We start from the raw sequence: 14,797 nt of genomic DNA on the forward strand, positions 1-14,797 counted from the left end.
CGGCACCAGTGCCCCTTGCCCTCCCGAGGTACATGAAGGACCCCTTCCTTGCGCTAGGCGCAAGGAAGGGGTCCTTCATGTACTGGGCAAGGTGTGAAGGTCGAGTTTCCTCGGCTGAGCCGAAGGAAGGGGGCCTTCACGCGCAGCTGTTGTGACTGCTGGTGCGTGTGGGGCGGACGGCGTCCCTCACTGTGTGGATTTCGGGACGTCAGATGTCCCGAAATCCACACAGTCCAGCGTGACAGGTCCTGTGAACACCTGTTCCGGAAGGGGTGTGTGGAAATAGGGACATTCAACATCCCTATTTCCACACACCCCGAACTGACGCCACCTTTGCCTCACCCCCGATAACCGTTCTTAACACTCACGAGAACGCCGTCACGCCTGGCATTTGGCCTTCACCATCGCCGCGGCGTGATGCGCGTAGGTCTTGGTGGAACCCGACCAGTCACGGCCCCGGTTGAGCAATTGGACGGCCAGTTTCGCGCCGTTGATCCGGAACGTGCCGACGGTCACCCACCGGCCGCGGTTGCCGATCTGGTCGACCTGGAACGTCCCGACCGGGGTTCCCTTTTCGACCGCGAACCGGTCGTACACGCGGTAGACCGACGGGCTGCCGCCTGCCACGGTCACGTCACCGTTCGGGACGAACACCGAGACCGCGCACGAACCGGTGGTCACCGGGCCGGTGTTGAACGTCCACAGCCCGTACGCGCTCGTGTCGTCCTTGTTCGCGTCGCCGGACATGGGAATCGAGACGAAAGACGTGCCACAGCCGCCGTTTCCGTGATTCACCCAGCCCGACCTCCCGTCGCTGTAGGCGCCGACGCCGGTGAATCCGGTGCCACCGCCGCATCCCCGGCCGGCCATGCCCTCGTAGGTCACCGTCTTGGCGCCCGGAGCGGGCGGCCCCTGGGGCTGCTGGGCGGGCGGCGGGCCCTGGTGCTGCTGCGGCGCCTGAGCCGGTCCGCCGCCCGCGGCAGGCGGCGGACCGCCGGGGAGCCCCGCGGTTCCGGGATCGGCGGGCACACCCGCCCGGCCTGCTGGAACCCCTTCGGCCGCCTGCCCAGGCAACCGATCACCGGGCTGACCGACGGGGGCACCGCCGTTGTCGGCGGGCGGCGCGGCGAGCCCCGGTACGAACCCGCCCTCCGGCGGAAGGTCCTTCGAGTAGCCCGCAGTTCCGGGCCCCTCGCCGGGTTCGGCGGCGCCGAGCAGTCCGCTGAGTGCCATCGGGAGGGCGACCAGCACGACACCGGCGACCGCGGCCGCCACGATCACCGGTTTCGACATCCGGCTCGGTGACGGCGATCCCGCGTCGGCGCCGGCGTCCACGACCGGCGGAACCGCACCGGCCGCGACCGTCTTGGCTTCCGGGGACGGTTTGGTTTCGGTGCCCGCCTTGGTTTCGGGGGCGGCGGGTGCCGCCGCTTCCGCCGTGGCGACCGCGACGCCGGTGGACTCTGCTGCGTCCGAGGGCATGGTGTTCCCGCTTCCTTTACTGGCTGGGGTTGGCCGACGGCGTCCACACGGCCGCCGGAAGGTCACTAGCGTTTGAGTCCTCTGTGGACGTTCTCGATGTTCTGGCTCTCCGCCACGGCGAGTTTCGCGGCCATCCCCTTGGTCACGTTGGTCTGGTTCGCGACGACTTCACCGATCGAGACGAAGGCGCCTTCGATCTTCGTGACCGGGTCGCCGAGGTTGGTCTTGATCTCTTCGCCCATCTCGTCGTCGCCCGCGGCGTCGAAGATCAGATCCCGCCGATCGCCGCCGAGTTCGCTGATCGTGCGCATCTTCGCGCCGATGTCCCGATATGCCTCGGCGAGGGCTTCCATGGCCCGCGGGTCCGCTCTGAAATCGTTCATGTCACGTCCTCATCCCGTGGTGGTACCGGTGTTCTGGCCGGCGCCGCCGCCGAATCCGAAAGTGTGGTCGCGCTGGGTGTCCGTGCTCAGCCGGGTGCTGCCGGGACCGGGGGCACGGCGTTGACGCCTGCCGAGTACGCCCGGAGCGACCGTCGGATCGGTGCCCCAGGTCTCCTCGTCCTCGGCGATCCAGGTCGTCCGGTCGCGTTCGGACTTGCCCTGTCCGGCGCCGCCCGCCCCGCCCATCGAGGGCGGATAGAACGGCACCCCGCTCCCGTTTCCGGTTCCCGCCGCACCTTTGGGGCCGCCGAGTGTCTGCGGAGCCGCGGGCTTCCCTCCCTGCGACGAGGTGGTCGACGGGGCCGGCGGATCCGGCGACACCCCGATCCGGCCGCCACCGAGTGCGCCCGGTCCACTGTGGAAATTCGCCTGGGGGTCGAATTTCGACATGGTCATGGGGAACGTGTCGGGGGCACGCAACGACGGGGTCGACGGTGGGTTACGCCGCAACGATTTGAGGTACCGCTCCATCGCCGACTCTCCGGGAGCACCGGAGACGGTCGTGCCCGGCGGTGGGTATGCCTTGCGCAGCCGGTCTTTCTGCTCCAGGTTCCCGGTGCCCCTCGGCCCGAGGATCTCGCCGTTGCCGTTCACCCGTGACCCCGGGGGGACGATGATCGGCCTGCCGTCGGACCCCAGTACGGGTTTGCCGTCGGGTCCGATGACGGTGCCGTCCCGTCCGACGTACGAACCGGTGGGCACCTTCAGGAAGTTGTTCGGCGTACCTACGCGGGTGATCGGCGGCGGGAACCGCCCGCCGGGACCGTTGACACCGACGTGGGTGACCGGGGGTGGCGGTGGCGATGACGAGTTAGGACCGGGGCCGCCGTCTCCGGTCGATCCGTCCCCTCCACCGGGGCCGGCGCCATCGCCTCCGGTCCCCGGTCCGCCGTCCTCGGTGCCGCCGGAGCCTCCCGAGAGATTCAGCTGGACAGGCGTCCGGAGCATCGGCAAGTACGGAAGGGACTGGCGATAGGTCAGGTCGAGCAACCAGGCCACCGCCGCACCGTTGGCATCCGCGACCTTCAGGTGCTCTTGCCAGACCCGTTGCGCGGCGAACTCCAGCTTCTCGCGCGGAGCGGTGTTGCCTTCGTCCAGAACTCCGCCAAGGTAGGTGCTTTTCGGCCAGCCGTCCGCCTCCCTGGTGTACTTGGGGGGCGGATGACTGGCGAAATCCGCCGCCAGCTCGGGCGACTGCCAGATCGCGCGTACCACGCCGCTCGGCGTGTACAGCGCCGATCCGGGCGCGGTGACCGCGAACCCCAGGCCGGTGTCATAGGTGAAGCTTTCGCCGCCCTGCCACCGCGCGCGTCCCTCGTCGAGCATTTCTCCGGCCCGCTTCAGCAAGCCGCTCGCCAGGTGGAGCACTTCCCAGGTCGTGAGGTCCTTGGTCAGCTGGGCGACGAGGCCACGGCATTTACCGGCGAGCCCGTCCAGCACGGTCCAGAACGCACCCGCACCGGTGCCCTGGAAGGCGTCGCCGCGGTGGCCGGTCTTGTCCCGCCAGGTTTCCAGCGGGGCGACCTGCGCGGTCAGCCAGTTCGCCACCCCGCCCACGGTGGTCGACGCTCGTTCGAAGGTGGAGTGTTTCCCGACCGGGTTCGTTTCGTCCCGCAGGGAGTCGACGACTTTGTTCCCGGTGGAGAAGTAGGTCCCGGCCGCGGTCTCCAGTTCCTTGCTCGGGTCGGCGACGGCGTACCAGGACGTGAAGAACGTCATGCCTTCCGCGTGGATCAGATTCGTCGGCACCTTGTTGCTGGGGCCACGAAGATGGGTGTAAACGCGCCACGACAACCACGGCACACCGAGGACGGTCGACCGCGGCGGCACCACGGGAACCTCGGAATCGCGGGTGAAGATGTTGAGCGCTTCTTCCCACACCCATTTCGTCGTGTCCGGCCCACCCAGCGCCACCGGGGATCAGTCCCTTCCCCTGCCGAAGACGTCCGAAGGCGCCTCTTTCCACAGAGCCGAGAACGCCTTGTCGACATCGGTGCCGCCCGTCATGGCGGCACGGAGGTCGTCGCGCTGGTCCATGAGCGGGCCGAAGACCTCCACGACGGTGTCCGCCATCTCCCGGCGGGCGCGGTCCAGCACGTCGAGCAGCGTCCTGGCGAGTTGCTCCGGCGGCATGGAGCGGTACTTCGTGGTGTTGAACTTGAGTCCCACCACGGAGTTCTGCGCGTCCATGGTCACCGTGACCATCCGGTCCGGCGAGGTCGCCGAGGTGGTCCGGGACGCGAGATCGGCTTTCGCCGCCTCGATCCGGTCACGCTGATCCCTGAGCGTGACCATGGTCTGGTGAAGTTGTTCCTCCAGCCAGTCGGCCATCGTTTCCTCCCTGTCCGTAGTCGCGTGAGCCGCCGGCACCCCGGCCCGCCGTCCTGCCTCTTCGCCTGCGACCGCCGAGTACCGAAGGCGGCAGCTTCGGATCGGTGCCCCAGGTCTCCTCGTCCTCGGTCAGCCAGGTGGTCCGGTCGCGTTCGCCCTTGTTCTGGTCGCCACCACCCGCCCCGGCACCGGCACCACCCGCCATCGGCGGATAGAACGGGACGCCGCCCATGCCGGGCTGCTGGGCCCCGGTGCCCTGCTGGTTCTTGATCAGTGACGGGCCGCCCTCGGTCGTCACCGGTTTCACCGGCGGCGCGGGCGTCTCGTGCCCGCCCGTGGCACCGAGGCCACCCGGCGTACCGATCGACCCCACGCTCGTACTCGGCACTGACGGTCCACTGTGGAGAGTCGGCGCGCCACCGGAGGATGTCGACAGCGCCGGGGATCCGAGCAACGTCGGCATCGACGGGGCATTGCCGCCGCGCAAGGACTTCAGGTACCGGTCCAGATCCGACTGCTGTGACTCGTCCTTCTTGACCGGCTCCGCCCGCGCCAGCCGGTCCTTCTCCGCGAGTTTGTCGCCCTTCGGCCCGATGATCTCGCCGTTGGGCCCGACCCGGGAGCCCGGCGGCACGACGATCTGCCGTCCGAGCGGGTCGAGCAGCGGCTTCTTGTCCGGACCGAGTACGACGCCGTCCGTGCCGACGGACGAACCGGACGGCACCTTGAGCGGCTCGTCGGGTTTCGGCGGGGCCGGTGGCGGTTTGGGGCCGCCCTTCGACGGACCCGGCGGGGGTGGCGGCGGAGGCCCGCCGTTGGGTCCCTTCTTGTCCTTGTCGCCCTGAGAACCCTTGGTGTCCTTGGTGGGATCCGGAATCTTCGGCGGCGCCTTCGAACCGGGTGGCGGTTTGGGGCCACCACCCGACCCGGGCGGAGGAGGCGGCGGGGGCGGCCCCTGCGATCCGGGAGGGGGCTTCGGCGGTGCCTTGTGGAGGTTGAGCCGCCTCGGTTCCCTGATCTGTGGCAGAAGCAGCTTCGCGGCGTTGTAGCTCGTCGGGAGGCTCGTCAAAACCGTGGTGGCGGCGGGATCCAGGACGTTCACGATGTGGTCGATCCACAGTTTCTGCGCCGCGGAAGCGATTCCGTTCCAGAAGGCGGGGTTCCTGGCGTCCGCGCCGAGGAGGGTGCTCCTGGGGTAACGCTCGCCGCCGGTCCCGCTCCAGTCGTCGTCCTTGGCCTTGCTCAGATCTTCCTTGAACTTCGCAGAGGTCCAGATCGCCGACAGGCAGCCGCCCGGCCAGGCCAGCTGGCTACCCGGCAGGCTCAGCGGGCCGAACACGCCGGTGTCTCTGGTGAACACCTCGGAGGACATCCACCTCGCGTGGGCTTCCTGAAGCTTCGCGAAGGCCCACTCGAGTCCGCTCTTGCCCTCGTTCGCGGTGGTCGCGGGATCGTCCTTGTGTCCCAACGCGTCCTTGAGCGCGTCCGGCCGGGCACCCAGCTGCCTGACCAGGTCGTTGCTCTTGAAGATCAGGCCGTCCAGGACGTCCCGGAACGCACCGGCGCCGGTCCCCTGGAAGTCGTCGCCCTTCTTCCCGACCTTGTCCTTCCAGACGGTCAGGTCCCCGGCTTGCCGGGTGAGCAGGGACTTCGTGCCGTTCAACGCGTCGAAGGCCCTGGTGAACGTCCACGGCTGCGCCACCGGATTGGTGTTGTAGTAGCCCTGCATGGACTCGAGGATGTCGTCCATGTTGCCGTAGAACTTGGTCATCACCGGCGTGAACGCCTCGTAGTTCGCGCTGCCCACCGCCCAGTACTCCATCCACCAGGTCTCGGTGGAGGCGAAGAAGTCCCAGCCTTTGGGGTCGGGGAGGCCGCGGCTTTTGGCGTAGACGTCCCATTTGAGCCACTGGATCCCGGTGATGGTCTCGCGGTCCGGTACGTGGGTGTCCGGCGCGTCGGGAACGACGAAGATCTTGAGAGCTTCTTCCCAAGGCGTCTTCCCCACCTTGGGCTCGGTGGAAGTCATCGCGGATCAGGTTCCCGTGCCGCCGCCGGGGGCGGGAGTGGGGGCGGGAGCGGTCGCGAGGATCTCCCCGAGCTGACTCATGTTCAGTTCGGTCGACAGCTTGATGTTCTCGTCCTCGCCGTTCATCGCGATCCCCACCACTTGGATGATGCGGTCGTTCAACGTGACGAGCTGGTTCTTGATCGCGTCGACCTGCGCGTGCAGCGACGGGCCGGTGCCCGTGGTGGGTTTCTCGTACTTCTCGATCAGCAGCCTGGCGGGCTCCCACGCCTCGGAACCGGCCAGCAGCCGTCGTTGCCCTTTGGCGCTGCCCACGGTCAGAGCCAGTTCCGCGACGTGCGGATCGGTCTCCAGCTCGTCGACCATCTTCTGCAGCACCTTGCTCTGGAAATCCCGCAGAAAGCTCACCGTGATCTTGATGTCGCCGCTGTCCGGCTTGTCCGCCACGTCCCTACTCCCTTCCCCGAAAGCAGCCCGGAATCAGATCTGGAACTTCGCCCCGATGTTCTGGTCGGTGCGCTGGTAGTTCTCGAAGGACAGGGCCAGCGTCTGGTGCCCCTTGGTGAACCGGCCTTCCATCGCCTTGGTCGTGGCGTGCCAGCGACGCTGCAGGTCCTCGTAGGCCGTGGCACCCTGACCGATCCAGCTGCTGGTCATCGGCTTGATGGCCTGTTCCAGGTCCACCAGTGCGGCGTCGATCTGCTTGCTCAGCCCGACCATCCGCTCGGCGAGGTGCGGAACGTTGCCGCTGACCGCGAAACCGTCATAGGGGACGCTCATGATCGTTTCCTTTCGAAATCGGGGAAGAAGTCCTCAGGCCAGCGCGTCGAAGATGCGGTTGCCCTCGTTGCCGCCGAACGCCGTCACCGCGGTCAGGTTGACGTCGTCTTCGTTGGTGTTCATGGTCTTGTCGCTTTCGTTGACCATGTTCTTGATCTCCGTGAGCATCTTCTGCACCTGGAGGTAGTCCTGCTCCCACATTTCGAGCTGGTTGAGGAAGGTCTGGGACGCCGCGCCCTGCCAGCCCGCCCTCAGGTCGCTGCGGACCGAGGTCACTCCCGAGTGGATGTTCTTGCACGCGGACTCGCAGTCCTCGATGGCGGTGATACCGCCCTTCATCCCCGTGTCGGTCTTCTGGAACTGCATGTTCATCTTCTCGCTCGTCCTTCCTCGCGGTCTCGCGGACTTTCACCGGTCCACAGCAAGGACACCAAGTCCGGCACCGGCAGACCATGCGGAACGACCGGCAGAAGTCGACGGCGCGGATTCCTCCGGTCAGGAACCGCAGGCCGTCGCCGCGGGCAGGACCGTCCCGCCGTCACGCAAGGTCGCCGGATCCAGTGACGGCCCGGTCGGCAGGAGGTTCAGCAACGTGGTGGGCAACCCGTTCGAGGTGGCCGCCTCGAAGCCGAGTGCCTTCGCGCCTTCGGCCGGGACCGGGTACTTCACCCCGGTGTCGGTCACCAGGAAGAGAGCGTCACCGGCCCGCCCCGACGTCGCCGAGGCTCGTACGAGGGCGCCCGCGCCGGGCCGCACCGCGATCCGGTCGACCCGCGAGCAGGGTGCCGCGATACCGGGACTGCCCGCCGGGACCTGTCCGGCCGGGGTGAACCTGTCGGTCACCGCCACCTGGGTTCGCGGCGCGTCGCCGTCCGGGGTGACGAGAGCACACAGTCCCTGACCACTGTGGAGTGTCGTGGCCTTCGGCGGTTTCGCGGGCGGCGGCTGCTCGACCGAAGCCAGCCGCTCGCTGGCCACCCGTCCTGGCAACGGGGCCACCGCGACGTCCCCGCCGCCGTACGCGGCCCGGCGGACCTCCGGATCGGCGGTCAGCAGCCTGGTGTCCAATTCGGACAGTGGCGTGAGGCCCGCCTTCGTCAGCACGTAACGCTGCGCGGATTCCCCGGAGACGGTGTAGAGCCTGCCGATCCGCGATTCCGTTCCGCCGAGCGCCGGTCCGGCACCGCCGAGCCCGTCGATGACGGGCGGCGCGAAATCCGGCCCGGCGGGCAGCGCGTCCAGCAACGACACCGGGACCTTGACCGGCTGGAGCACCCCGTCCACCGCGTCGAGCGCGCCGCGATCGGTCGCCACCCGGTGCCGTTTCCCCCTCCACAGCAAGAACGTCGTCCCGTCCGGGGCGACCGCGACGACCGCCGCTTCGTCACCGAGCGGGGCCGCGGTCGCGCCGCCGACGCGTAAAGCGGCAGGCCCGGCCTGATCGCGGTCCACGGACGTGCACACCTCCCACGGATCACCGGCGAGCACGGGCAGCGAGTCCGGCGCGCCGATGATCCCCAGCGGTTCGCCACGCGGGACGCCTTTCAGCGAAGCCTCGGACACGTGCTTGACCGTGAGTTGCTTCCCGGCGACCAGTTTCGCCGAGGCGAAGTTCAGCACCGGCAACAGCTTTCCGCCCGCGTAGAGGAACCGCGCTCCCGACGAGTCGGCCACGACGAGCGCGCCCTCCACCCGCCAGGACTTGTTCCCGCCGGGCGAGATCAGCCCGAACACCAGCAGGCCGAGGCAGACGAGGACGGTGATCAGCACGCCGATCACGCTGCCGCGGTAGGTCCGGTGCAACGGGCTCTCCGGCGCGTCGGGATCGACCCGCAGCAGCGCCGAGGTCAACCGGCCCAGCATGAACCGGTGTGCCTGGACCTGATCGGTTTTGGCGTTCATCCTCAGCCCCCGAAACCGCGGACGAACGCGAACACGCCGATCAGCCACAACGCGAGCGGCAGCAGCGAAACCGCGGCGAGGGTCTCCGCGAGGTCCGCGAGCCTCCCCCACTGCGGCAGCATCCGGCGCCCTGGCAAGGTCCAGCGTGCCACCAGCACCAGCGCGGCCAGCGCGAACAAACCCGCCACCATCGGCAGCGGGGTCGCCGCATCCGGTTGTGTCGCCGACAGCAGGCGCAACACGCCGTACACGCCGGGAACGATCACCGAAAGCCGCTGCCAGACGCTGCCCAGCGCACGACCGTGCACCAGCAGCAACAGGCTCAGGAGCGCGGAGAACGTGACGGCCTGCCACGACCGGTCGCGGACCACGAATTCGAGCGTGACCAGGCAGGCGAACCCGATCGCCGCGAACAACGCGGTCACGAAGGCGTCCGCGATCAGGCCCTTGCCGACGACCTCGTCGCCGGGATGCGGGTCGAGTTCCTCTTGCAGTTCCCGGGCCGTGGTCGGCAGGCCCGGCAGCCGCAGCCCGGACAGCCGGAAGGCGATCCTCGGCACGAAGGCGCCGAGCAGGACGGCGATCACCGCGATGATCGTCGCCGAAGCGGCCGCGGATCCGCCACCGAGCATCAGCACCAGGCCACCGGTCGCGCACAGCAGCCCGAACGTCGCGACCGAGACGAACACCGGCGCGAAACCCGCCACCGCCGCCATCCCGAGCGCGGCGGCTCCCGCACCCGCGACACAGGCGGCCAGCAGCCGCGCGCCGGTCAGCACCGGGCCCTCGGGACCGTGCGGGACGAGCGAACCGGCCAGGCCGACGAACGGGACCGCCGCCAGCGCCAAGGCCAGCGCCGCAGGACTGTCACCCAGCGCCCGGGCGGCCGTCGCGGCGCATACCAGCAGGAAGAACGCCGCCACTCCGGCGGACAGCAACACCGGCCAGGCCGGGGGCGCGGTCACCAGCGACCAGAACGCGAGCGCCACCGTGGCCAGCACACCGCCGAGCATCGTCCACCGGGTGGCCGGTGCGCTCCACGAATCCGGCCGCGCGCGGGCCTCGGTGGACAGGCCGTCGATGATGTCGTCGAAATGGACCGCGGGCAGTTGTTCCCGCCGCGGCCGCAGGTGCAGGGTCTCACCGTCGCGCAGCTTGAGAACGTCGACAGTGGACTCCTGGTCCAGCGGTGGATCGCCGAGCCGTTGGAGGATCCAGCCGTCGTGGTCCACCCCCTCCTCCGCCAGATCCAGCCCGGCGTGGCCGAGGATCGTCGGCATCAGCTCGATCAACGGGATGTCCACCGGGACGGCCAGTGCGAAACTGGTCGCCGGAGCACGGACACGGAGCTTGCACAGCCCTGAAGTGGTCGCCATGGCACACGCCTTCGATCGGGCGACCGACGCGCGGAATCGTGAGTGAACCGTCGCGTGGTCGGATTTCGTCACCTCTAGTGGAGCCGCCACCACAGCGCGTCCGAGAGGGAAGGAATCCGGGCTTGAGTGTAATCACATTCCGCAAGGGGCCGCGACGGCCAGGACCGGAAATGCCCGAAGGCGAGCTGAGTATCCAGGAACCGCCCACGCTGCCCGAAGTCCAGCGCAGCGCCGGCGCGGTGATGATGTACCTGCCGATGGCGCTGTCGTCGACGGCGACGGTGCTGCTGTTCGTCCGGCCGGGTGAGAACGGCGCGTTCAGCTACCTGGCCGCCGGGCTGATGACGGTGTCGTCGATGGCCATGCTGGTCGGCCAGCTCGGCCGCAGCGCGGGCGAACGCAAACAGAAACTCAACGACGCCAGGCGCGATTACCTGCGCTACCTGGCCCAATCGAGGCGCAAGGTCCGGGAAGTGGTGACCAGCCAGCGACAGGCACTGGCCTGGCGGCACCCCGACCCGACCTCGCTGTGGTCGTTGCCCGGCACGACCCGGATGTGGGAGCGGGACGCACAGGACGACGACTTCGGCGAGATCCGTGTCGCACGGGGCCCGCAACGCCTCGCGTGGCGGCTGAACCCGTTGTCCACCAAGCCTGTCGACGACCTCGAACCGCTGTCCGCGCACGCGCTGCGCCGGTTCATCCACGCCTACGGCACGGTGCCCGATCAGCCGGTGGCGGTGTTCCTGCCGTCGTTCGCCCGGATCCTGGTGCAGGCCGCCGACGAGGAGGGTGAACGGATCCGGGCGCTCGCCAGGTCGATGATCGCGCATATCGCGGTCTTCCACTCGCCCGCGGAACTGCGGATCGTCGTGCTCACCGCACCGGAACGCCGGGCGGCCTGGGAATGGGTGAAATGGCTGCCGCACAACCTTCATCCCAGTGAGACCGACGGGGCCGGGGAAGCCCGCCTGGTGGTGGAGTCCGTCGCGGAGCTGGAGACCGCGATGGGGGACGAATTCGCCGTCCGGCCCGGGTTCGATCCGGACGCCCTTCCCGACCTCCACGAGCCCTGCGTGATGCTGTTCGTGGACGGGGTCACCCTGCCCCCGACCTCCCGGCTCGCCGGTGAGGGTTACCGCAACACCACCCTCGTCGACCTCTCCTCGGCACTGTCCATTCAGGACGATCCGCTGACCCTGCGGCTCCGGCTCGAGGACGGGACGCTGAAGCTGATCACGGTCGACCAGCACAACAAGGAGGTCGCCGGTGACCTCGGCCGCCCGGACGGGATCGGCCTCAACACGGCGACGGCGCTGGCGACGCGGCTCGCGCCGTACCGGGTCGGCGCGCGCCGGAAGTCGGCCGAACCGATGGCCGTGAACTTCGACCTGACGGCCATGCTGGGCATCAACGACATCCAGACCTACGACGTCGCCGCGGGCTGGGCGGCGAAACGGCCGGGCGGCAGGCTTCGCGTGCCGCTCGGTATCGGCCCGGCGGGCCAGAAGGTCGACCTCGACATCAAGGAGTCCGCCCAGGCCGGAATGGGCCCGCACGGCATGCTGATCGGGGCGACCGGTTCCGGTAAATCGGAGCTGCTGCGCACCCTCGTGCTCGCGCTGGCGCTCACGCACTCGTCGGAGATCCTGAACTTCGTCCTGGTGGACTTCAAGGGTGGCGCGACGTTCCTCGGCCTCGACGGGCTGCCGCACACCTCGGCGGTGATCACGAACCTCGCCGACGAGGCCGCGCTGGTCGGCCGGATGCGCGAGGCGCTCAACGGTGAACTGGTGCGACGTCAGGAACTTCTGCGCAAAGCGGGGAACTACAGCTCCGCGCTGGACTACGAACGGGCGCGGGCGAACGGGACCCCGCTCGATCCGCTGCCGACGTTGTTCCTGGTGGTGGACGAGTTCAGCGAACTGCTTTCGGCGCATCGCGACTTCATGGACCTGTTCATCATGATCGGACGGCTCGGCCGCTCGCTGGGCGTCCATCTGCTGCTCGCCTCCCAGCGGCTCGACGAAAGCCGGATCCACCAGCTGGAATCGCATCTGTCCTACCGGATCGGCCTGCGCACCTTCTCGGCGATGGAAAGCCGCGGCGTGCTCGGGGTGCCGGACGCCTATCAGCTGCCCTCCGATCCGGGGAACGGGTTCCTCAAGAGCGGCACCGCCGCGCTGGACCGGTTCAAGGCGGCCTATGTGTCCGGTCCGCACCGGGTGGTCCGCCGGAACGTCGAACAGGCGGTGGTGGCGCAGCAGATCGTGCCGTTCACCTCGAGGTTCGCCGCCCGCGCCGAACCGGTGCCCGAACCGGAGCCGGTGATCGCCGAACCCGAGCCGGAAGGTTCGGTGCCGAGCCTGCTGGAACTGGCCGTCGACCGGCTCCGTGACGCAGGCCCGCCCGCCCACCAGGTCTGGTTGCCGCCGCTGGACGCGCCCAGTTCCCTCGGTGAACTGCTACCGCCGCTGGTGAAGACCGACGGGCAGGGGCTCACCGCGCTCGAATGGCCCGGCCGCGGGGCGCTGACCGTCCCGATCGGACTGATCGACCGGCCGTTCGAGCAGGCAAGGGATCCGCTGCTCGTCGACCTGTCGGGCGCGGACGGACACGTCGCGGTCGTCGGCGGCCCGCAGAGCGGCAAGAGCACGGCCCTGCGGACCCTCATCACCGCGCTCGCGCTCACCCACACCCCGGCCGAGGTCCAGTTCTACTGTCTCGACTTCGGCGGCGGAACGCTGACCAGCCTGCGGAAACTGCCGCACGTCGGCGGCGTGACCGGCAGGCTCGACGTCGAACGCATCCATCGCACCATCGGCGAGGTCACCGCGCTGCTCACCCGCCGGGAGCGGTTCTTCACCGACAACGACATCGACTCGATGGCCACCTACCGGCGCAAACGGGCGGCCGGGGAATTCGCCGACCAGCGGCACGGCGACGTCTTCCTGGTGGTGGACGGCTGGTCCACGATCCGGCAGGACTTCATGGATCTGCTGCCGACCTTCGTCGAGCTGGCCTCACGCGGCCTCAACTACGGCATCCACCTGATGATGGCGTCGAGCCGGTGGAGCGAGATCATCAGCGCCGTCCGCGACCTGGTCGGCACCCAGCTCGAACTCCGGCTCGGCGACCCGGTCGATTCGGTGATCAACATGCGCGCGGCGGCGACCGTGCCGAAGATTCCCGGCCGCGGCCTCACCGACAAGGAACTGCACTTCCTCACAGCGCTTCCGTCGATCGACGGGGTGGAACGCGACGTCGCCGAACATGTCGAGACCCTGGTGGACCGGATCGTCGCTGCCTGGCCCGGCCCGTCCGCCCCGCCGGTGCGGATGCTGCCGCCGGTACTGGACCGGGCCGAACTCCCCGACCCGGACGCGGACATGCGTCTCGCGCTCGGCCTCGACGACCAGCGTCTCGAGCCGCTGTGGCACGACTTCGAGGACAACCCGCACCTGATGGTCGTCGGCGACGTGGAATCCGGGAAGACGAATCTGCTGCGGCTGGTGATCGACGGCATCACCAAGCGGTACACGCCGCAGGAAGCCCGGATCATCACCGTCGACTATCGCCGCGGCCTGTACGACGCCGTGCCCAAGGAATACCAGCTGGGCTACGCGGTTTCCGGGGATTCGGTGCACGACATGATCGACGGTGTCGCGCGGGCGGTCCAGACCCGGATGCCCGGCCCGGACATCACGCCGGCGCGCCTGCGGCTGCGCGACTGGTGGACCGGTCCGCAGGTGTTCGTCCTCATCGACGACTACGACATGGTGGCGTCGTCGTCGAATTCCCTTTTCCAGCAACTGTTCGACCCGCTGGCGCAGGGCAACGCGCTGGGCCTGCACCTGATCGTGGCCCGGGGCGCGAACGGGATCGGGCGCGGGGCGAACGATCCGCTGCTGCGGCGGCTCACCGAGGTCAACACCCCGATGATGCTGCTCTCGTGCCCGCTTTCGGAAGGCATCGTGTTCGGCGAGGTGCGGCCGCGCGTCCTGGTCCCCGGCCGCGCGCAGTATGCGACGCGGCGCGGCACGACCATCGTGCAGACCGCCCTCTCGGCCCACGAGGCGGCGCTCGTCGCGAAGTGACCGGACCCGCCCTTCCGCCGCCGCCCCCCATCAGCGGCGGAAGGGCTTCCCGGCGGCTTGCCCGGCCGCCGCGGAGCCCCGGACCTCTCGAAGGTCCGGGGCTCCGCCTTTTTCAGGACGAGCCTCAATCCCTCGGCAGACCTCGGCCGGGGAAGATTCCGGACGTTCAACGGCCGGAATCTTCCCCACTCATCCACCTCGACATCCACGTTGCCGAGATCGACGATGGAGGAATCGGGACACTCAACGTCCCGATTCCTCCATCGTCGCGACCTCGCCACACCCGGTCAGGATCAGCCCACTCTTGACCATCCTCAAAGCCGTTTCAGGCGGTTTGCACGGTTTCAGGAGAGGGTC

The 14,797-nt window shown here is 68.9% G+C and carries 11 protein-coding genes; 1 reads left to right on the forward strand and 10 read right to left on the reverse strand.

The genetic code is table 11. The features are described from left to right. Positions 1 to 378: 378 nt before the first annotated feature. The 10 genes from ACLJO0_RS24520 to eccD all read right to left on the reverse strand — a co-directional run bounded on the left by ACLJO0_RS24520 (position 379) and on the right by eccD (position 10,343). A complete protein-coding gene (locus ACLJO0_RS24520) occupies positions 379 to 1,482 on the reverse strand; it encodes a hypothetical protein (protein WP_410580695.1) in 1,104 nt (367 codons plus the stop codon). A gap of 65 nt (positions 1,483 to 1,547) precedes the next feature. Next, positions 1,548 to 1,865 carry a hypothetical protein gene (locus ACLJO0_RS24525; RefSeq protein ID WP_410580696.1) on the reverse strand — a complete coding sequence of 106 codons (318 nt, stop codon included), beginning with the start codon at positions 1,863 to 1,865 and terminating at the stop codon, positions 1,548 to 1,550. 9 nt (positions 1,866 to 1,874) lie between these two features. Continuing rightward, entirely contained in the window at positions 1,875 to 3,839 is a 1,965-nt protein-coding gene (locus ACLJO0_RS24530; protein ID WP_410580697.1) for a hypothetical protein, read from the reverse strand. 6 nt (positions 3,840 to 3,845) lie between these two features. Then, on the reverse strand, positions 3,846 to 4,256 hold the full coding sequence (locus ACLJO0_RS24535; RefSeq protein WP_410580698.1) for a YbaB/EbfC family nucleoid-associated protein: 411 nt from the start codon (positions 4,254 to 4,256) through the stop codon (positions 3,846 to 3,848). After that, the gene (locus ACLJO0_RS24540) at positions 4,195 to 6,285 is read right to left on the reverse strand and encodes a hypothetical protein (RefSeq protein WP_410580699.1); all 2,091 of its coding nucleotides are present in this window, start codon (positions 6,283 to 6,285) and stop codon (positions 4,195 to 4,197) included. The genes ACLJO0_RS24535 and ACLJO0_RS24540 overlap by 62 nt, the downstream gene beginning before the upstream one ends. Positions 6,286 to 6,291: 6 nt before the next feature. Then, positions 6,292 to 6,732, reverse strand: a complete 441-nt coding sequence (locus ACLJO0_RS24545; RefSeq protein ID WP_410580700.1) for a hypothetical protein — start codon at positions 6,730 to 6,732, stop codon at positions 6,292 to 6,294. A 33-nt stretch (positions 6,733 to 6,765) separates the two neighbouring features. Next, entirely contained in the window at positions 6,766 to 7,065 is a 300-nt protein-coding gene (locus ACLJO0_RS24550; RefSeq protein WP_410580701.1) for a WXG100 family type VII secretion target, read from the reverse strand. A gap of 33 nt (positions 7,066 to 7,098) precedes the next feature. Then, on the reverse strand, positions 7,099 to 7,437 hold the full coding sequence (locus ACLJO0_RS24555; protein WP_410580702.1) for a WXG100 family type VII secretion target: 339 nt from the start codon (positions 7,435 to 7,437) through the stop codon (positions 7,099 to 7,101). A gap of 123 nt (positions 7,438 to 7,560) precedes the next feature. Continuing rightward, positions 7,561 to 8,967 carry a type VII secretion protein EccB gene (gene eccB / locus ACLJO0_RS24560; RefSeq protein ID WP_410580703.1) on the reverse strand — a complete coding sequence of 469 codons (1,407 nt, stop codon included), beginning with the start codon at positions 8,965 to 8,967 and terminating at the stop codon, positions 7,561 to 7,563. A gap of 2 nt (positions 8,968 to 8,969) precedes the next feature. Further along, a complete protein-coding gene (gene eccD / locus ACLJO0_RS24565; protein WP_410580704.1) occupies positions 8,970 to 10,343 on the reverse strand; it encodes a type VII secretion integral membrane protein EccD in 1,374 nt (457 codons plus the stop codon). Positions 10,344 to 10,465: 122 nt separating this feature from the next. On the opposite strand from eccD, the gene eccCa reads away from it, so the two are divergent. After that, on the forward strand, positions 10,466 to 14,440 hold the full coding sequence (eccCa, locus tag ACLJO0_RS24570) for a type VII secretion protein EccCa (RefSeq protein ID WP_410580705.1): 3,975 nt from the start codon (positions 10,466 to 10,468) through the stop codon (positions 14,438 to 14,440). The last annotated feature ends 357 nt before the right edge of the window (positions 14,441 to 14,797 follow it).

Source organism: Amycolatopsis sp. lyj-108 (assembly GCF_046549005.1).
Lineage (GTDB): Bacteria > Actinomycetota > Actinomycetes > Mycobacteriales > Pseudonocardiaceae > Amycolatopsis.